An 18920-nucleotide genomic window follows, 5' to 3' on the forward strand; every position below is an offset into this window, starting at 1 on the left:
TGCCGGGTTTGAGAACTACACAATCGCCAATGCCAAACCGTTGTGGTTCTGGATGTCTGCTAGAAGCATGTAGATGTCACGGCATTTGGCTCATGTCATGCGTCATGGCCGGCATCATGTTGGTGTTGAGATGATACATGACCCACATCGAACCGGACAAGGTGATGACCACCAGGACCAGCGTGAACATCAGCGCCATCATCGACCAGCCGCCTTCCGACCGGGTGTTCATGTGCAGGAAGTAGATCATGTGGACGACGATCTGCACGACCGCGAAGGCCATGATGATGAAGGCAGTCGTCTGCGGATTGGCGAAATAGCCGGTCATCACCAGCCAGAAGGGGATGGCCGTCAGGATGACCGACAGGCCAAAGCCGATCATATAGCTGCCCATCGTGCCGTGGGCGCCATACGCCTCGCCGTGAGTGTCGTGATCGTGCGCGCTCATCGCAGCATCCCCATGAGATAGACGAAGGTGAAGACGCCGATCCATATGACGTCCAAGAAATGCCAGAACATGCTGAGGCACATCAGGCGGCGCTGGTTGGCGGGGATCAGCCCCTTTTTGGCGACCTGTACCATCAGCGTCACCAGCCAGATGATGCCGAAGGTGACGTGCAGCCCATGGGTGCCGACCAGCGCGAAGAAGGCGGACAGGAAGCCCGACCGCTGCGGCGTCGCGCCCTCATGGATGAGGTGCGCGAATTCGTAGAGTTCGATGCCAAGGAAGGCGAGGCCGAACAGGCCGGTAATGGCCAGCCAGCCCTGGGTCGCTGCGACCCTGTTCTTTTCCATCGACAACATGGCAAAGCCATAAGTGATGGACGAGAAAAGCAGCATCGCGGTGTTGAGCGCGACGAGGTTCAGGTCGAACAGGTCGCGCGGCCCCGGCCCCGCGGCAAAGCTGCCGCTCAGCACCGCATAGGTGGCGAAAAGGCAGGCGAAGATGAGGCAGTCGCTCATCAGGTAGATCCAGAAGCCCAGCGACGTGCTGGAGCCTTCGGGATGATGCGGTTCCTCGCCCAGATGGAAGAGGGGCTTGCCGTCCTGGTCGAGGAAGGCGGGGTCGATCTTGGAGCGTGTGGCCATGATGTTAGCCCTGTGTTGCGAGCAGCGCGCTGCGCTCGCCCTCGGTGCGCTCGACCACATCCTGCGGGATGGTGAAGTCGCGCTTATAGTTGAAGGTATGGCCGATCGCGACGGCGAGGATGCCGACGAAGGACAGGCCCGCCAGCCACCAGATGTACCAGATCATGCCGAAGGAGAAGGCCACGGACAGGCCGGCGATGATCAGGCCGGTTGCGGTATTGGACGGCATATGGATCGCCTTGTAGCCGGTCAGGGGACGCTGATAGCCGCGCTTCTTCATGTCCGCCCAGGCGTCGCCATCATGGATGACGGGCGTGAAGGCGAAATTATAGTCTGGCGGCGGCGAACTGGTCGCCCATTCCAGCGTGCGGCCGTCCCAGGGATCGCCGGTCGTGTCGCGCAGTTGATCGCGATTCTTGATGCTGACCGCGAACTGGATGAACATGCAGGCGATGCCCGCCGCGATCATCACCGCGCCCAGCGCCGCGATCTGGAACCAGATTTGCAAGCTCGGATCATCGAACACGCGCATCCGGCGAGTGACGCCCATCAGGCCCAGCACATAGAGCGGCATGAAGGCGGTCCAGAAGCCCACGACCCACAGCCAGAAGCTGCGCTTGCCCCAGGTCGTTTCCAGCCGGAAGCCGAACGCCTTTGGCCACCAATAGTTGATCGCCGCGAACAGGCCGAACAGCACGCCGCCGATGATCACATTATGGAAATGCGCGATCAGGAACAGCGAGTTGTGCAGCACGAAGTCGGCCGGTGGCACGGCGAGCAGCACGCCGGTCATGCCGCCCACGGTGAAGGTCAGCATGAAAGCGACCGTCCACATCATCGGCAGTTCATAGCGGATGCGGCCGCGATACATGGTGAAGAGCCAGTTGAAGAGCTTGGCCCCGGTCGGGATGGAGATGACCATCGTCGTGATGCCAAAGAAGCTATTGACGCTGGCGCCCGACCCCATGGTGAAGAAATGGTGCAGCCAGACGAGATAGCTGAGCAACGCGATGACGATCGTCGCATAGACCATCGAGCTATAGCCAAAGAGGCGCTTGGACGAGAAGGTCGAGGTGACTTCGGAGAAGACGCCGAACAGCGGTAGGATGAGAATATAGACTTCCGGGTGACCCCAGATCCAGATCAGGTTCACATACATCATGGGGTTGCCGCCCATGTCGTTGGTGAAGAAGGCGGTGCCGATATAGCGGTCGAGGCTGAGCAGCGCCAATACGGCGGTCAGCACCGGGAAAGCGGCGACGATCAGCACGTTGGCGCAGAGCGAGGTCCACGTGAAGATGGGCATCTTCATCATCGTCATGCCGGGCGCGCGCATCTTGACGATGGTCGCGATCAGGTTGACGCCCGATAACAATGTGCCGATGCCCGCTATCTGCAAGCCCCAGATATAATAATCGACGCCGACGCCCGGCGAATAGGCGATGCCCGACAGCGGCGGATAAGCGAGCCAGCCAGTGCGCGCAAATTCGCCCACGAACAGCGACATCATGACGATGATCGCGCCCGCCGTGGTCATCCAGAAGCTGAAATTATTGAGGAAGGGGAAGGACACATCGCGCGCGCCGATTTGGAGCGGGACGATATAGTTCATGATCCCGGTGATCATCGGCATCGCGACGAAGAAGATCATGATGACGCCGTGCGCCGTGAAAATCTGGTCGTAATGATGGGCGTTCAGATAACCTTCGGAACCGTTGAACGCCATCGCCTGCTGCAACCGCATCATGATCGCGTCGGCAAAGCCGCGCAGGAACATGATGAGCCCCAGGATCATATACATGATGCCGATGCGCTTATGATCGACGGTGGTGAACCAGTCGTTCCAGAGCGTGCCCCAGAGTTTATATTTCGTGACCAGCCCGAACACCACCGCGCCCCCCAGCGCGACCATGAGGAAGGTGCCGACGACGATCGGCTCATGCAGCGGGAGCGAACTCCAGTCGAGACGACCGAAGATCAGCTTCCAGATGCCACTATTTTCGGAGGCGGGATGCGGGGACATGGGCGTTACGGCCTTGAAAGGGGGAAGGGACGCGAACTGCGAGTGTTCGCTAACAACATCCGTTCGTTTCGAGCGAAGTCGAGAAACGCTGGCACAGTGCATGATGTGTCTCGACTACGCTCGACACGAACGGATGTGGGTTTTCTAATGCCCATGATGCCCCTCATGATCCTGCTGCCCCGGTGCCTGGCTGCCCTGTTCGGCAGGCGTACGCTCCGCCGCCGGAGTCATGCCGGCGGGCTGGGCGATCTCGCCCTTCTTGCCGGGTTCGACCGGGTGATAGCCGCCGACGTCGATCGTGCCGTCATGGCGCAGGCCCTTGGTATCGTGGGCCGATTCCTTACCCGCGCCGCCGTGCATGTCGGTCATCATGATCTCGTCCATGCAGCGCTTGCCCGGTTGCGCGCACATGTTGAGCGCGGCGTGGAACAGGCGGGGTTCAACGCCCGCAAAATATATCGGCTTCACCTTCTCGCTCGGCTGTTCCAGCTTCACATAGGTCGCGCGGTCGAGCGTCGCGCCGCTGGCCTTCACGCGCGCGACCCACTGGTCGAACCCGCCCTGATCCATGGCGTGGAACTTGAAGCGCATGTTGGAGAAGCCTGCGCCGGAATAGTTGGCGGAGAAGCCGTCGAACGTGCCGGGCTTGTTGGCGACGGCGTGGAGCGTCGTCTGCATGCCGGGCATCGCATAGATCTGACCCGCCAGCGCCGGCACGAAAAAGCTGTTCATGATGGTGGAGGAGGTGATCTTGAACTCGATTGGGCGATCGACCGGCGCGGCCAGCTCATTCACCGTCGCGATGCCGAGTTCGGGGTAGATGAATAGCCACTTCCAATCCATCGCCACCACTTCGACCTGCAGGCGCTTGGCCGCAGGATCGACCTTGCGCGCCGAATCGATGCGCTCGATCGGGCGATAGGGGTCGAGCAGATGCGTGCTGGTCCAGGTTACCGCGCCCAGCGCGATGATGATCAGTAGCGGGGCCGACCAGATCAGCAGTTCGAGGCTGGTGGAATGATCCCAGTCGGGATCATAATCCTCCGCCTGCGCCTTGGCGCGATATTTCCACGCGAACCACCCGATCGTGCCCATGACGGGCAGGACGATCAGCAGCATCAGCGCGGTCGATATCAGGATGAGGTCGCGTTGCTGCATTGCAACATCGCCCGACGGCGACATGACCACCCAGTTGCAAGCGCCGAGCGGCAGCAGCAGCAGGGGAGCGAATCGGCGCAGAAATGCGCGGCTTTTGGCGGGCGTGCGGGCGATCATGCGGTTCGTCTAGTCCGGAAAATTCCGGGGTGACATTGGACCTTTTGTCCTATCCCTGCGCAGTGGCGAAATAGGGCATGGCTATGTTTGACCATCCGAATGATTCGCCGTGCAGCCATATGCGACGCCCGATCGTTCCCGCAGCATGAAGGCCTGTTTTACGCCATGACCTCCGCGACGACCACGCCCGGCCCTGACCTGGAGACCAACGCCACCCAGGCGGAACGCGACATGCGCAATCTTCACGCCCATGACGGCAAGAAGATCGCGCCGGGCGAGATTGCCATCGGCGTGATCATTGGCCGGACGTCGGAATTTTTCGACTTCTTCGTCTATGCGATCGCATCGTGCATCGTCTTCCCGGCGCATGTCTTTCCCTATCTGTCGCCGCTGGAAGGGACGCTCTGGTCCTTCGCCATCTTCGCGCTGGCCTTCGTGACGCGGCCGATCGGTTCGTTGATCTTCATGGCGGTGGACCGGCAGTTCGGGCGCGGCGTGAAGCTGACCATCGCACTGTTCCTGCTGGGCGGATCGACGGCGGCCATCGCCTTCCTGCCGGGTTATGAGACGATCGGCCATGGGTCGGCGGTGCTGCTGGCGCTGTTCCGCGCCGGGCAGGGCGTGGCGCTGGGCGGGACATGGGACGGGCTTGCCTCGCTCCTGTCGCTCAACGCGCCGCAGGCCAAGCGCGGCTGGTATGCGATGATGCCGCAATTGGGCGCGCCGCTGGCGCTGATCGTGGCGGCGGGGCTGTTCGCTTTCTTCCTGTCAAGCCTGTCGGAAGCCGATTTCCTGAGCTGGGGCTGGCGCTATCCCTTCTTCGTCGCTTTTGCGATCAACGTCGTTGCGCTGTTCGCGCGGTTGCGGATCGTGGTGACGGAGGAATTTGCGCGGCTCTATGAAGCGCGCGAGTTGCAGCCCTCGGCGGTGATCGAAACCGTGCGCAGCGAAGGGCGCAACATCGTGATCGGGGCTTTCGCGCCACTAGCCAGTTTCGCGCTGTTTCATATGGTCACGGTGTTCCCGCTGTCGTGGATCGCGCTCTACACCGACCAGCCGCTGGAACGCTTCTTGATGATCGAGGTGATCGGCGCATTCGTTGGTGTGCTGGCGATCATCGTGTCGGGCTTCGTCGCGGACATGATCGGCCGGCGTCGGCTGCTCGGCTATTCGGCGGTGGGAACGGCCTTTTTCGCGGTGGCCGCGCCGTTGTTACTCAATGGCGGCGATCTGGGTGAAGTGGCGTTCATGGTGATCGGCTTCATCCTGCTGGGGCTGAGCTTTGGCCAGTCGTCGGGTGTGGTGGCGTCCAACTTCCGGTCGGCGACGCGCTATACCGGATCGGCGCTGACGTCGGATTTGGCCTGGTTGGTGGGCGCAGGGTTCGCGCCGCTGGTGGCGTTGCTGATCTCGACCGAGTTCGGGCTGGCGGCGTCGGGTGCCTATCTGCTGTCGGGCGCGATCGTCACCGGCTTTGCCCTGTTCGTGAACAAGGAACTGGCGGGCCGCGACCGCTAAAGCGCTTTGCGCATCCGCGCCAGGGCCTTGCGGTCGAACCAGCCGGTGAGGCCGGGGCGCGGGCGGAAGCGCGGGAGCCAGTCGGCATAGAGGCTGGCGAGGCGCGGGGGTAGGCCGTCCGGTCCCTCCCGCGTCATGATGTCCGACACGATCCGGTTCTGGAAGAAACGCACCGAATAATTGATCAGCCGCTTATATTGCATCGTCCAGGTCGAGGGGCGGGCGAGGCTGACCTGCTCGCACAGAAAGCCCGCCGCGTCGCAGGCCAGTACGCGCCCATGCTGCCAGTCGGCATCGCTGGCGAGATTAGTATGCGCCCAGGCGGCGACCAGGCCATCGTCGCCGATCAGATCGTCCGGCAGGCGCAGACCGCGCGCGCGGATCGCCGCGACGAACGGTCCCGACAAAGCATAGAGATCGCCGAACAGGCCGCCTTCGATTTTGAGGTTGCGGCGGTAGAAATCGGCCATGCGCCCGTTCATCGGCATGCCTGCGCTGGCATTGGCGTGGGGGTGCGCGGCAAGGTCCGCCACCAGCGCGTCGATCGACCCGGCGACGATCTGCGCGTCGCCGTCCATGAAGATGACGGCGTCTTCGGTCCCGGTCAGCAGGCCATGGACCATATGGTTCCAGGTGCGCGACTTGCCGCCTGCTTTGATGTCGTGGACGATGAAATTGACGCGCTCGCCCGCGGCCGCCTTGGCGCGGGCGACGGTGGCGTCGGTCGTGCCGTTGACCAGCACATGGAAGTAGGTGTCGGGCCGGTCGAGCGGAAGCGAGGCCAGGCAGGCACCGATCCGGCGCTCTTCCTGATGGGCGAAAATGGCGACGGCGACGGCCATGGCGTCTAGCGGAAGTCCCAGCCCTGCTGGCCATGCTGCGCCAGATCAAGGCCATCGGCTTCCTCCTGCGCGGTGGCGCGCATGGGGATCAGCATCGAGACGATCAGCGCGGCGATGGCGCTGCCCACCATGGCCCAGAGCGCGACGATGACGAGGCCGATGGCCTGTGAGATCAGCGCGCCGGTCAGCGTGATGCCGATGTCGAAGCCGACCCCGCCCATCAGCGGGAGGGCGAAGACGGGCAGGAGCAGAATGCCGGTCGCGCCGCCGAGGCCGTGGATGACGAAAACGCTGGCGCTGTCGTCTACTCGTCCAGCGACGAGGGGTTGAGCGAGGCGGCAGATGAACGCAGCGATCACGCCGATCAGCATCGCGCCGCCGGTGCCGACCAGCGCGGCCGAGGCGGCGATGGCGGCGATCCCCGCCAAAGCACCCGACAGGATGCCGGTGGCGGTGGTGCGCTTGCCCAATATGCGATCGAGCAGCGCCCAGGTGAGGGCAGCGGCGCAGGCGGCGAAATGATGATTGAGCAACGCGGTCGCGGCATCGTCGGTCGCGCCGAGCGCCCAGCCGCCGACCATGCCGGACAGGCCGATCCACAGCAGCGCCCCGCCCGCAAGGCTAAGCACCAGAGTATGCCCGACACTGGCGTGATCGCGCCTGCGCCCGGCGATCAGTGCGATGGCAAGGGCGGAGAAGCCCGCGACGCCATGGACGACCAGACCGCCGGCGAAATCCATGACGCCCAAATCCGCGAGCCAGCCGCCGCCCCACACAGCGTGGGTGATCGGCGCATAGACGAGTAACAGCCACAGCGGCGCGAAGCCGAGGAACCAGCCGATCCGCGTGCGTTCTGCGACTGCGCCCACCAGCAGGCAGGCGGCGAGCAGGGCAAGGGTGAGCTGGAACAGGACGAAAGCGGATTCAGGGACCGTCAGCCCCTCGCGCAATTGCGCGAGATTGGCGAGCAGCAGGTTCGCGCCGCCGCCCAGCCAGGCGCTGCCCGGTGCATAAGCGAGGCTGTAGCCGACGATCGCCCAGGCCAGCGACACGGTCGCGATGACGCCCGCGCCCTGGGCCATGACTGAGAGCGCGTTGCGGACATTGACCAGGCCCGCATGGCGCAGCATCAACCCCGGCAGGGCCGCAAGCAGGACCAGTAGCGCGCAGACCATCATCCAGCCGGTGTCGCCGCTATCGGCGACGGCGATCTGGGCATGGGCGGCTTGCGGCGCAGCCAGCGCGGCGATCAGGGGCAGGGTCAGAACAAAGCGCATCGGCAATCCCGGCAATCCAAACAGGCACCCGTCCTAGCGCGGACAGGGTAAAGTTTTCGATAAGCAGCCGCCCCTATCAGCGGACGATGACAGGCGCGTGCAAGACTGTTATGGCCAAGACATGCGGGGTTTGCTGTCTTTCTTTGCGGCGTTCATGATTCTCCTCTCCATGGGGATGGGAACGCTCGCGCATGCGACCGAGGCCTTCGGCTGCGTCGAGGATGAGAGCAGCCTGTCGATTAGCGCGGCCGACATGCATGGCGACCTGCAACCCGGCGACGCGGATAATGGCCTGCCGCATCATCATGGCGGCTGTCATGGCCATCATGTCGGCACGGCGGGATCGCGCGTCTCCTTTGATGGGACGGCGGCGACCCGCGACCAGCCGATGATTCCTCCGGTGCAGCGCCTGGCCGCTGTGGAGCCTGCCCGCACATTGCGCCCGCCCATCGCCTGACATCGACCGAATAGACCGCGCTCGCCCGGCGTCGCGGTTCCTTTCTCGTTGATTTCAGGAATTGTCTTCATGAAACGCATCCTTGCGGCCTGTCTGGCCGTGTCCTGCTGCACCAGCGCCATTGTGGCGCGGGCGGACGAACCCTCCTTTACGCTGGCGCAGGCGCTGGAACGCGCGGGTGCGACATCGCCCGCGATCGAAGGCGGCGCGGCGGGCGTGCTGGCCGCGCAGGCGGCGCGTAGCGTCGCCGGGCTGCGGCCCAATCCCGAACTGAATATCCAGACCGAAAATGTCGCGGGCAGCGGCGACTATCGGGGCTTTCGCAGCGCCGAGACGACGGCGCAGGTGACGCTGCCTCTGGAACTGGGCGGCAAGCGGCCGGCGCGGGTTGCGCTGGCCAATGCGCAGCAGGATCGCGCGCAGATCGAGCAAGCGGTGATTGCCGCCGACCTGCGGCTGGCCGTGACGCAGGCCTATGTCACTGCCGTTTCGGCAGCGGAGCGGGCAAGCGTGGCGCAGCGGCAGGTGACGATTGCGGCGGAAGCCTTGCGGTCGGCGCAGGTGCGCGTCCGCGCGGGGCGGGCCTCGCCTTTGGAGGCGCAGCGGGCGGAACTGGCGCATCTCAATGCGCAGGCGACGCAGGAACAGGCCGAACGACTGGCCAATGTCGCCCGCGCCAATCTGGGCCGGATGATCGGCGCGCCAGTAGCAGGTGCGCTTGACCTGCGCTGGTTCGAGACGCTGGCGGTGGCGGGGCCGGTCGATCGCGCAGCCGTGAGCGACATGCTGACCGCTCGCGCCGCTGCGCTCGATGTAGCAACGGCCGATGCCCAAGTGCGGCTGGCCGGTGCGCAGCGGGTGCCTGACCTGCAATTGTTCGCCGGGCCACGCCGCCTGTCGGGCAGCAACGACACCGCGATGCTGATGGGCATCAACATTCCGTTGCAGATATTCGACAATGGCGGCGCGGCGCAGGCGCAGGCGCGGGCAGAACGGCAACGCGCCGACGCGACCCGGCGGATGACCGAAATCCAGCTCGACCAGGCCATCGCCTCGGCCGATGCGGAAGTCGCCAATGCCGAAATCGCCGCGCGCATCGCCAGCGGCCCGGCGCTTGCCGCCGCGCAGGAGGCGGCGCGGATCGCGCGCATCGGTTATCGTGAGGGCAAGTTCGGGCAGATCGACCTGATCGAAGCCGAACGCGCGCTGCTCGACACCCGCATGGCCGCGATCGATGCGCTGGCCACCTATCATGATGCTTCGGCGCGCCGTGACCGGCTGGTCGCCCCGGCATCCCTGTTTGCGAAAGATTGATCCGATGAAGAGCTGGATATTGTCAGCGGCGCTGCCGCTATCGTTCGCGCTTGTCGCCTGTGGTGAAAGCGCGCCGCAAAATGAAGCGCATGAAGAAGCGGGCCATGCCGAGGAGGAGGGCGAGGAGGATCATGCGGAAGAGGAGGGGGCAATCACCCTGTCCGACGCGCAGATCCGCAGCGCGGGCATATTGCTGGTGCCGGTCGGCATGGCGGGATCAGGCGGGGCGGCAAGCCTGCCCGCGACGATCGATGCCGATCCGCAGGGGATGCAGGTGGTGACCGCGGCAGTGAGCGGGCGCGTGGTCGCGCTTCATCGCAATCTGGGCGAGGCGGTGCGGCGGGGCGATCCGCTGGCCGTCATCGAAAGCCGCGAGGCGGCGCAGATGCAGGGCGAGATCGAGGCGGCCCGCGCCCGGCTGGCACTGGCACGCAGCAATTTGGGGCGGGAGCAAAGGCTGTTTGCCGAGCGTGTATCGCCCGAACAGGATCTGATCGCGGCGCGCACGAGCGCGACCGAGGCGGGGATTGCGCTGCGGCTGGCGCAGCAGCAATTGGCGGCGACGGGCCGCGCGGGCGGTGGCCTCAACCGCGTCAGCCTGTCCTCGCCGATTGGCGGGCAGGTGGTCAGCCGCACTGCTATGCTGGGGCAGGTCGTGGCGGCCGACACCGAACTCTATCGCGTCGCCAATCTTGGCAAGCTCTCGGTCACCTTGTCGCTGTCAGCCGCCGATGCGGCAACCTTGCGACCGGGTGGCATTGTCACCGTTACCGCGCCGGGGCGCACGGCGCAGGCGCGCATCAGCTTCGTATCGCCGATCCTCGACGCGCAGACCCGGCTGGTGCCGGTCATCGCCACGATCGACAATCGCGACGGGGAATGGCGTGTGGGCGAAAATGTCTCCGCTGCCGTCGACCTGCCGTCCAGGGATGGCGGGCGCGCTATCGCCGTGCCGCAGATCGCGGTGCAGACGGTCGAGGGCAAGAGCAGCGTGTTCGTGCGCACCCGCACCGGGTTTCAGGCGGTTCCGGTCGAACTCGGACCAGTCAGCGGCGATCGCGTCATCGTCACCAAGGGACTGAAAGGCGGCGAGCGGATCGCCGCCACCGGCAGCTTCACGCTCAAGGCCGAACTCGGCAAGGGCGAAGCGGAACATGGGCATTGATCGATGATTGACCGGATCGTCACATTCGCGGTCGCGCGGCGCTGGCTGGTGCTGCTGCTGACCCTCATCGCCTGCCTCATCGGCGGCTGGGCGCTTCAGCGCCTGCCGATCGACGCAGTGCCCGACATCACCAACAACCAGGTGCAGGTCAATGTCCGTGCGCCCTCCCTCTCGCCCGAACTGGTCGAGAAACAGGTCGCCTTTCCCATCGAAACCGCGCTGTCGGGCATCGAAGGGCTGGAATATAGTCGGTCCTTGAGCCGCAACGGTTTTGCCCAGATTACCGCGGTCTTCACCGATTCCACCGACATCTACTTCGCCCGGCAGCAGGTGAATGAACGGCTGGCGGGCTTGGCCGAAAGCCTGCCTGCGGGCGTGACGCCGGAAATGGGGCCGATCGCGACGGGACTGGGCGAGGTCTATATGTGGACCGTCCACCTCGCCCATCGCAAGGATGATCAGCATGATCCGGGCGAACCGGGGCTGCAACCCGATGGCAGCTATATCACGCCGGAGGGCGAGCGGCTGGTGAGCCAGGCGGATCAGGCGACCTATCTGCGCACCGCGCAGGACTGGATCGTCGCGCCGCTGCTCAAAAATACGCCGGGGCTGGCCGGGGTCGATTCGATCGGCGGCTATGTGAAGCAGTTTCAGGTCGTGCCCGATCTCGCGCGGTTGGCGGCGTTGCGGATTAGCATCGACGATCTGGCGCGGGCATTGGAGGAGAATAATAATGCGGTCGGCGCGGGCGTGGTCGATCGCAATGGCGAGGGGCTGGCGGTCCGATCCGATGCGCGGCTGACCGGGGCCGAAGATCTGTCGCGCACCGTGATCGCGACGCGCGAGGGCGTGCCGATCCTGCTGAGCCAGGTCGCAACGGTCCGGACGGGGCAGGCGATCCGCATGGGGTCGGCCTCCGAAAACGGGCGCGAGGTCGTGGTCGGCACGGCGGTCATGCGGGTGGGCGAGAATAGCCGCACCGTGGCGTCGGCGGTCGCTCGGCGGCTGGAGGAGATCAACGCTTCCCTGCCCACCGACGTCATCGTTCAGCCGGTGCTGGATCGCACCGCGCTGGTCCATTCGACCATCAACACGGTGGCCAAGAATTTGGCCGAAGGCGCGTTGCTGGTCGTCGTCGTCTTGTTCGTGCTGCTCGGCAATTTCCGCGCGGCGCTGATTGCGGCGCTGGTGATCCCGATCACCATGTTGATGACCAGCTTCGGTATGTTGCAGGGCGGCGTGTCGGCCAATCTCATGAGCCTGGGCGCGCTTGATTTCGGCCTGATCGTCGATGGCGCAGTCATCATCGTCGAACATGCGTTGCGGCGGATCGCCGAAGGGCAGCACCGCGAAGGCCGGGTGCTGACGCTGGACGAGCGGCTGGCCGTGGTCGTGGGCGCGGCGCGGGAAATGATCCGGCCGTCTGTCTATGGTCAGGCGATCATCATCCTCGTCTACGTCCCGTTGCTGACGCTGACGGGGATTGAGGGCAAGACCTTCACGCCGATGGCGCTGACGGTCATCCTGGCGCTCGTCTGCGCCTTCATCCTCTCGCTGACTTTCGTTCCGGCCCTGCTGGCGGTGCTGTTATCGAAGCCGGTCGAGGAGAAGGAAGGGCGGATCATGGGCTGGCTCAAGACGCGCTATGAGCCCGGCCTCGACCAGGCGATGCGGCGGCCGACGCGGACGATGGGCGTGGCGGTGGCGGCGTTCGTGCTGGCGATCGGCGCGTTCCTGACGCTGGGGCAGGAGTTCCTGCCGCAACTCGACGAGGGCGATCTGACCGCGCAATTGCTGCGCATTCCGGGCACGTCGGTCGAACAGAGCCAGGCGATGCAGTTCGATGTCGAAAAGGCGATCGCCACATTGCCGCAGGTCCGCTTCGTCTTTTCCAAGACGGGCACGGCGGAACTGGCGTCGGACCCGATGCCGCCCAACATCTCGGACACCTTCATCATCATGAAGCCGCGCGACGAATGGCCCGACCCAAAACTGCCCAAGGCGGAACTGGTCGAGGCGGTCGAGAAGAAACTGGCGGTGCTGCCCGGCAATGCCTTCGAAATCAGCCAGCCGATCCAGATGCGGTTCAATGAATTGATTGCGGGCGTGCGGGGTGACGTAGCGGTCAAGGTCTTTGGCGACGATGCCGATGCGATGGCGCGCACCGCCAATCAGGTCGCGACGATCCTGCGGCGTACCGACGGCGCGGTGGACGTGCGGGTCGAGCAGACCGAGGGGCTGCCGATGCTCGACATCCGGCCTCGGCGAGAGGCGCTGGCGGCGATGGGGCTGTCGGCGAAGGCGGTGCAGGATGTGGTGGCCGCCGCAATCGGCGGGCGCGATGCGGGCATGATCTTCGAGGGGGATCGGCGCTTTGCCGTGACAATCCGGCTCGATGACCGGCAGCGGGCCGATATCGAGGCGGTGGGGCAGATTCCCGTGCCGACGCCTGATGGCGCCTTTGTGCCGCTGGCGAGCGTGGCGGAGATCGCGGTGACGACGGGGCCCAACCAGATCAGCCGTGAAAATGGCAAGCGCCGCATCGTGGTGCAGGCCAATGTGCGCGGGCGTGACGTGGCGAGCGTGGTCGCCGACGCGCAGGCGGAGATTGCGTCGGACGTGCGCTTGCCGGCGGGGGCCTATCTCGAATGGGGCGGGCAGTTCGAAAATCTGGCGTCGGCGCGGGATCGGCTATTGCTGGTGGTGCCTGCCTGTTTCGTGCTGATCCTGCTGCTGCTCTATGGGGCGTTGGGCAATGTGCGCGATGCGATGATCGTCTTTACCGGGGTGCCGCTGGCGTTGGTCGGTGGCGTGCTGGCGCTGTTTCTGCGGGGCGTGCCCTTTTCCGTGTCGGCGGCGGTGGGCTTCATCGCGCTCTCGGGCATTGCCGTGCTCAACGGATTGGTGATGGTGACGGCGATCCAGGAACTGATCGGGCAAGGTATGGAGCGCGCACGGGCGGCGGAGCAGGGGGCGATGCGCCGCCTGCGGCCAGTGGTGATGACCGCTTTGGTCGCCTCGCTCGGCTTCGTGCCGATGGCGCTGGCGACCGGGTCAGGCGCGGAGGTGCAGAAGCCGCTGGCGACGGTGGTGATCGGCGGGCTGGTGTCGGCGACGCTACTGACGCTGTTCGTGCTGCCGACGCTCTATGCGCGCTTCGGCGGGCGGCGGGCTTCGAGTGTGACGACATTATTCAAACCCGTTCGTCCTGAGTAGTCATTGAGCGAAGTCGAAATGACGTATCGAAGGATTGGGCCAGACGCGGATGCTTCGATACGAGCCTTCGACAAGCTCAATCTCTACTCAGCACGAACGGACTTTGCGTAATCTAAAGTCATTACGGCTAATGCCAGGGCAGGGGGCGGTGGTGCTGCCCCCTGTTGCGATCAGGCATCGACCGACACGACACCCCGCCGGATTTGGTCGAGTTCGATGCTTTCGAACAAGGCCTGGAAATTGCCGTTGCCGAAACCGTCATTTCCCTTGCGCTGGATGATTTCGAAGAAGATCGGGCCGAACATATTTTCGGTGAAGATCTGCAACAAAATGCCCTCACCCGTCTCTACGCTGCCGTCGATCAGGATGCGGTTGGCGCGCAGCCGGTCCAGATCCTCGCCATGGCCGGGGACGCGGCTATCGACCAGGTCATAATAGGTCTCGATCGTGTCCTGCAACCGCACGCCGCGCGCCCGCAATTTCTCGACTGTGTCGTAGATATTGTCGGTGGTCAGCGCGAGATGCTGGATGCCTTCGCCATGATAGTCGCGGATGAACTCCTCTATCTGGCTCTTGTCATCCTGGCTTTCGTTCAGCGGGATGCGGATCGCGCGGTCAGGCGCGATCATCGCCTGGCTGGTGAGGCCGGTCGCCTTGCCCTTGATGTCGAAGAATTTTTGCTCTTCGAAACCGAAGAGGGTGCGGTAAAATTCGCTCCACACCTGCATCTGTCCGCGCCGGACATTGTGGGTCAGATGGTCGAGCAGGTCGAGCCCGACATTATTCTGCGCCTCCGCTTCCCGCCAGCCGGGAAATTCGGCCCAGTCGGCATAGGGGTCTTGGCCATCCGGCATGAAATAGAGGTAGGAGCCGCCAATCCCCTGAATGACCGTATCATCCTCCTCGGTCGCCTGCGCGCCATGGTCGAGCGCCCAGCGCATCGCGGCCTGTGGATCGGCGACGCGGAAGGCCATGGCGCTGGCGGAGGGACCATGGACCCCGCGAAAGGCGGCGACGCGCCCCGCATCGTCGCGGTTGAGCATCAGATTGATGCGGCCCTGTTTGTAGCGGGTGATATTCTTGGTCGGGTGGCGGTGCGTCGGCACGAAGCCCAATTGTTCGAACTGCGCCGCCATCGCCGCCGGATCGGGCGAGGTGAATTCGGCGAACTCGAAGCCGTTAAGGCCCAGCGGATTGTCTACAGTAGCGGTCATTGCGGCTCCTCTTCCTTTTTTATCTTGGCATAGGTCTGCGTGCCGCGGGTGAAGACGCGGTCGGTGGGCAGGATGGTGTCGGTGTCGAAATCGGGCAGGCCGTCCAATTGGGCGTAGAGCGGGGCGAAGTCGGTTTCGACCGTCTGGCGCAGCAGATCCTCGAAACTGTCGATGACGAAATAGCTCTGCTGATAATCGTCGATGCGGTAGCGGGTGCGCATCAGCCGCTTGAGATCGAAGCCCAGCCGGTTGGGGGAGGGATCGTCCAGGGCGTAGATGGATTCGCCATGGGACGACACGATGCCCGCGCCGTAGAGTTTGAGGTCGTCGCCCTGGCGGACCAGACCAAATTCGACCGTGTACCAATAGAGCCGCGCCAGCCGGTCGATCGCCCCCAGACCATCGGCGCGCAGCCCGCCCTCGCCATAGGCCTGCATGTAATCGGCGAAGGCGGGGTTGGCGAGCAGGGGGACATGGCCGAAGACGTCGTGGAAAATGTCGGGTTCGGACAAATAGTCGATCTGGTCGGGCGTGCGCAGGAAGCGCCCGGCGACGAAGCGGCGGTTGGCGAGATGGTCGAAGAACAGCCGGTCGGGGACGAGGCCGGGCACGGCGACGACCTGCCAGCCGGTCAGCTTCATCAGCCGTTCGGACAGTTCCTCGAAATCGGGGATGCCCGGCCGGGTCATGCGCAGCACATCCAGCCCGTTCATGAACTCCGCTACGGCGCGGTCGGGGAGCATCTGTGCCTGGCGGGCGAACAGTCGGTCCCACAGCGCATGTTCCTGCGGCGTGTAGGAGGCCCAATCCTGCGGGATCGTCCAGTCCTCGGCGGTGCCTTCCGGGCGCTCTATGTCAGTTTGGGCCATGACGATAATATTGCATGGATCAGGTGAAAAAGGGTTTCAATCTCCTGCTTTGCTGCGCAATATTGGACATGATCTCATCAAATATGGGCAAGATATGAAACAGGACTATCAGATCGATGCGATCGACCGGCGGATCATCGCCATATTGCAGGCCGATGCCGCCATCCCCCATGCGCAATTGGCCGAACAGGTCGGCGCATCGACCGCCTCCTGCTGGCGCCGGATCAAGGCGCTGGAGGCGGCGGGTGTGTTGACCCGCGCGGTGCGGCTGGTCGATCCCGCCAAGGTCGATCGCGGGGTCAATGTGCTGTGCAATATCCGCATGCGCAGCCACGCCCGCGAACCGCGCAGCGCCTTTGAGACGTTTGTCGATGCCTGCCCGGAAATCGTCGAATGCTTCTCCATGTCGGGCGAGTGGGACTATCTGTTGCGGGTCGTGGTGGCGGATGTCGCCGATTATAACCAGTTCCTGATGCACACGTTATTGGCTCAGCCGACGGTGGCGGGGGCCGCGTCGCATTTCGCGCTGTCCACGACCAAATATACCACCGCCTTGCCGGTGTGATGGGTCAAGCGATCGCCATCTCGCCCATCCATGCGCCGAACGACGCGCGGGCGCGGGCGGTATAGGCTTCCTTGCGCTGCTTTTTCTTGACGTCGTCCAGCGTCGGGAAGAGGCCGAAATTGACGTTCATCGGCTGATAGTCCGCCGTCGCGACATTGCCGGTCACATGGCCGAGCAGCGCGCCGAGCGCCGTGTCGGCGGGCGGCGGCGTCAGCGTCTGGCCCAGCAGTTCGGCCGCGGCGAAGCGCCCGGCGATGAGGCCGATCGCCGCGCTTTCGACATAGCCTTCGCAGCCCGTCATCTGCCCGGCGAAGCGGATATGCGGGGCGCTTTTGAGGCGCAGCGTCGCGTCGAGCAGCTTGGGGCTTTGGATGAAGGTGTTGCGATGCAGTCCGCCGAGCCGCGCAAATTCGGCATTTTGCAGGCCGGGGATGGTGCGGAACAGTTCGACCTGCGCGCCATGTTTCAGCTTGGTCTGGAACCCGACCATGTTCCACAGCGTGCCGGACGCATTATCCTGCCGCAACTGCACCACGGCATAGGGCCAGCGGCCGGTGCGCGGATTGTCGAGGCCCATCGGCTTCATCGGCCCATGGCGCAACGTTTCCGGCCCGCGCGAGGCCATCACCTCGATCGGCATGCAGCCTTCGAAATAGGGGGTGTTGGCCTCCCATTCCTTGAACTCGGTCTTTTCGCCGTCGAGCAGCCCCTGGACAAAGGCCTGATATTGGTCCTTGTCCATCGGGCAGTTGATATAATCCTTCCCCTCGCCACCGCCGGGGCCGATCTTGTCCCAGCGATTGGCCATCCAGCACTGGTCCATGTCGATACTGTCATGGTGGATGACCGGCGCGATCGCGTCAAAGAAAGCGAGATGCTCCATCCCCGCCGCCTGGCCGATGCTGGTCGCGAGCGCGGGCGCGGTGAGCGGGCCGGTGGCGACGATGGTCATGCCCTCGGTCGGCAGCGTGTCGATCCGTTCGCGGACGATCTCGACATGGGGATGGTCGGCCAGCGCGCGGGTGACGGCGCCGGAAAAGACATGGCGATCCACCGCCAGCGCCGAGCCTGCGGGTACTTTGGAGGGTTCGGCGCTCGCCATGATGAGCGAATCCAGCCGCCGCATTTCCTGATGCAGCAGGCCAACGGCATTTTTGTCGGCATCGTCGGAACGGAAGCTGTTGGAGCAGACCAGTTCGGCGAGGCCTTCGGTCTGGTGTGCGGGCGACATGTCGCCACTTCCGCGCATTTCCGACAGGCGCACCTTGATGCCCGCCTGCGCCAACTGCCACGCCGCTTCGGACCCGGCGAGCCCGCCGCCGATGATATGCACCTGATAGTCTGCCACTGATATTCGCCTTGATGTCGCAATTCTGCCGTTCGGGCCACGGCCTATAGCCGATGGCGGCGCAGTAGGACAGGGCGGCGTGGGTGGCTTTTGGGGTGGGGTGGCGGGGGGTGGTGCTGTGCGAAGCTTGTGAAGTTCACAGTGTTGCAGGGTTCGATTTTGCTAGGGTTGAGGTTTGCAGGGCGGACTTCGCAATAGGAGAGTTTTTGCGAAGTGGGGGGATTGCCAGGTCACCATTGACGATGCATCAACATTGGCGTCCTGCCGAGTAAGAAACAACGGGAAGCATCAAGATCGATGTGCGAAAATCTCTCGGTATAAGCGAAGGAATCAGCCCGTTAATGCCTAGAATGAATCCCAACGGGTGGAGAAATCGAGTTCGACGATAAATCCGACCGGATGCATCCAGTTCACTCCGCAATCACCGCACACATCTGGGACATGGCGCCTAGCGCCAGTTCGTGTTGGCTTCGAGACCTCCGCTGTTACCACTGTCCGATCAGAATGGCCTAGCGCGGCTGCGATCAGGAATGGGTCCTGTCCTATGGTGATCAAGTCGGCCTCAGTCAGCGAATCGCCATAGCAGTGGAGAACCGATTGTACAGAATTTGCGTCGCTGAACTCGTTGAGAAGCAAAGCCTTCTTTGTTGCTGCATCATGCATCCAGTCCGCTAGCACTACTTTGGCAGAAGTGTAATTTTTGGGATTCCCCTTCGGAGGAATGCGTGATTCATAGGGAGCCAGCTTT

Annotated in this window: 16 protein-coding genes; 6 read left to right on the forward strand and 10 right to left on the reverse strand. The window is 64.0% G+C overall.

The genetic code is table 11. The annotated features are described in order from the left end of the window. Positions 1–76: 76 nt before the first annotated feature. The 4 genes from cyoD to cyoA all read right to left on the reverse strand — a co-directional run bounded on the left by cyoD (position 77) and on the right by cyoA (position 4387). Positions 77–448: a cytochrome o ubiquinol oxidase subunit IV gene (gene cyoD / locus V2I08_RS12455; RefSeq protein WP_349635389.1), complete on the reverse strand. Its 372-nt coding sequence runs from the start codon at positions 446–448 to the stop codon at positions 77–79. After that, positions 445–1089 (reverse strand): cytochrome o ubiquinol oxidase subunit III, encoded by a 645-nt coding sequence (gene cyoC / locus V2I08_RS12460; protein WP_349635390.1) that lies wholly within the window; start codon positions 1087–1089, stop codon positions 445–447. Before cyoC ends, cyoD begins: the two co-directional genes overlap by 4 nt. Positions 1090–1093: 4 nt before the next feature. After that, complete coding sequence (cyoB, locus tag V2I08_RS12465) at positions 1094–3112, reverse strand: cytochrome o ubiquinol oxidase subunit I (protein ID WP_349635391.1); 2019 nt, start codon at positions 3110–3112, stop codon at positions 1094–1096. A gap of 144 nt (positions 3113–3256) precedes the next feature. Beyond that, the gene (gene cyoA, locus V2I08_RS12470) at positions 3257–4387 is read right to left on the reverse strand and encodes a ubiquinol oxidase subunit II (protein WP_349635392.1); all 1131 of its coding nucleotides are present in this window, start codon (positions 4385–4387) and stop codon (positions 3257–3259) included. A 165-nt stretch (positions 4388–4552) separates the two neighbouring features. Here cyoA and V2I08_RS12475 point away from each other — a divergent pair, with 165 nt between their 5' ends. Then, positions 4553–5905, forward strand: coding sequence for an MFS transporter (locus tag V2I08_RS12475; protein WP_349635393.1), 1353 nt, complete (start codon positions 4553–4555; stop codon positions 5903–5905). Here V2I08_RS12475 and V2I08_RS12480 read toward each other — a convergent pair. Then, a complete protein-coding gene (locus V2I08_RS12480; RefSeq protein WP_349635394.1) occupies positions 5902–6747 on the reverse strand; it encodes a glycosyltransferase in 846 nt (281 codons plus the stop codon). The genes V2I08_RS12475 and V2I08_RS12480 overlap by 4 nt on opposite strands. A 5-nt stretch (positions 6748–6752) precedes the next feature. Further along, on the reverse strand, positions 6753–8024 hold the full coding sequence (locus V2I08_RS12485) for an ammonium transporter (protein WP_349635395.1): 1272 nt from the start codon (positions 8022–8024) through the stop codon (positions 6753–6755). A gap of 121 nt (positions 8025–8145) precedes the next feature. On the opposite strand from V2I08_RS12485, the gene V2I08_RS12490 reads away from it, so the two are divergent. The 4 genes from V2I08_RS12490 (at position 8146) to V2I08_RS12505 (ending at position 14176) form a co-directional block, all read left to right on the forward strand. Continuing rightward, entirely contained in the window at positions 8146–8481 is a 336-nt protein-coding gene (locus V2I08_RS12490) for a hypothetical protein (RefSeq protein WP_349635396.1), read from the forward strand. Between the two features lie 69 nt (positions 8482–8550). Beyond that, on the forward strand, positions 8551–9795 hold the full coding sequence (locus V2I08_RS12495; RefSeq protein WP_349635397.1) for a TolC family protein: 1245 nt from the start codon (positions 8551–8553) through the stop codon (positions 9793–9795). A 4-nt stretch (positions 9796–9799) separates the two neighbouring features. Then, positions 9800–10960 carry an efflux RND transporter periplasmic adaptor subunit gene (locus tag V2I08_RS12500; protein ID WP_349635398.1) on the forward strand — a complete coding sequence of 387 codons (1161 nt, stop codon included), beginning with the start codon at positions 9800–9802 and terminating at the stop codon, positions 10958–10960. Positions 10961–10963: 3 nt separating this feature from the next. After that, on the forward strand, positions 10964–14176 hold the full coding sequence (locus V2I08_RS12505) for a CusA/CzcA family heavy metal efflux RND transporter (RefSeq protein WP_349635399.1): 3213 nt from the start codon (positions 10964–10966) through the stop codon (positions 14174–14176). A 170-nt stretch (positions 14177–14346) separates the two neighbouring features. Here V2I08_RS12505 and hppD read toward each other — a convergent pair whose 3' ends face one another. Both hppD and phhA read right to left on the reverse strand, forming a co-directional pair. Then, positions 14347–15390: a 4-hydroxyphenylpyruvate dioxygenase gene (hppD, locus tag V2I08_RS12510; protein ID WP_349635400.1), complete on the reverse strand. Its 1044-nt coding sequence runs from the start codon at positions 15388–15390 to the stop codon at positions 14347–14349. Next, positions 15387–16259 (reverse strand): phenylalanine 4-monooxygenase, encoded by an 873-nt coding sequence (phhA, locus tag V2I08_RS12515; RefSeq protein ID WP_349635401.1) that lies wholly within the window; start codon positions 16257–16259, stop codon positions 15387–15389. The genes hppD and phhA overlap by 4 nt, the downstream gene beginning before the upstream one ends. 94 nt (positions 16260–16353) lie before the next feature. Between phhA and V2I08_RS12520 the strand changes: the two genes are divergently transcribed. After that, positions 16354–16824: an Lrp/AsnC family transcriptional regulator gene (locus V2I08_RS12520; protein WP_349635402.1), complete on the forward strand. Its 471-nt coding sequence runs from the start codon at positions 16354–16356 to the stop codon at positions 16822–16824. Between the two features lie 4 nt (positions 16825–16828). Here the strand turns inward: V2I08_RS12520 and trmFO are convergent, their stop codons facing one another. Next, a complete protein-coding gene (gene trmFO / locus V2I08_RS12525) occupies positions 16829–18172 on the reverse strand; it encodes a methylenetetrahydrofolate--tRNA-(uracil(54)-C(5))-methyltransferase (FADH(2)-oxidizing) TrmFO (protein ID WP_349635403.1) in 1344 nt (447 codons plus the stop codon). 345 nt (positions 18173–18517) lie between these two features. Further along, positions 18518–18920 (reverse strand): DUF4411 family protein (locus V2I08_RS12530; protein ID WP_349635404.1); only part of this gene is annotated, 403 nt, incomplete at its 5' end.

This window comes from Sphingobium sp. MK2, assembly GCF_040170545.1.
Lineage (GTDB): Bacteria > Pseudomonadota > Alphaproteobacteria > Sphingomonadales > Sphingomonadaceae > Sphingobium.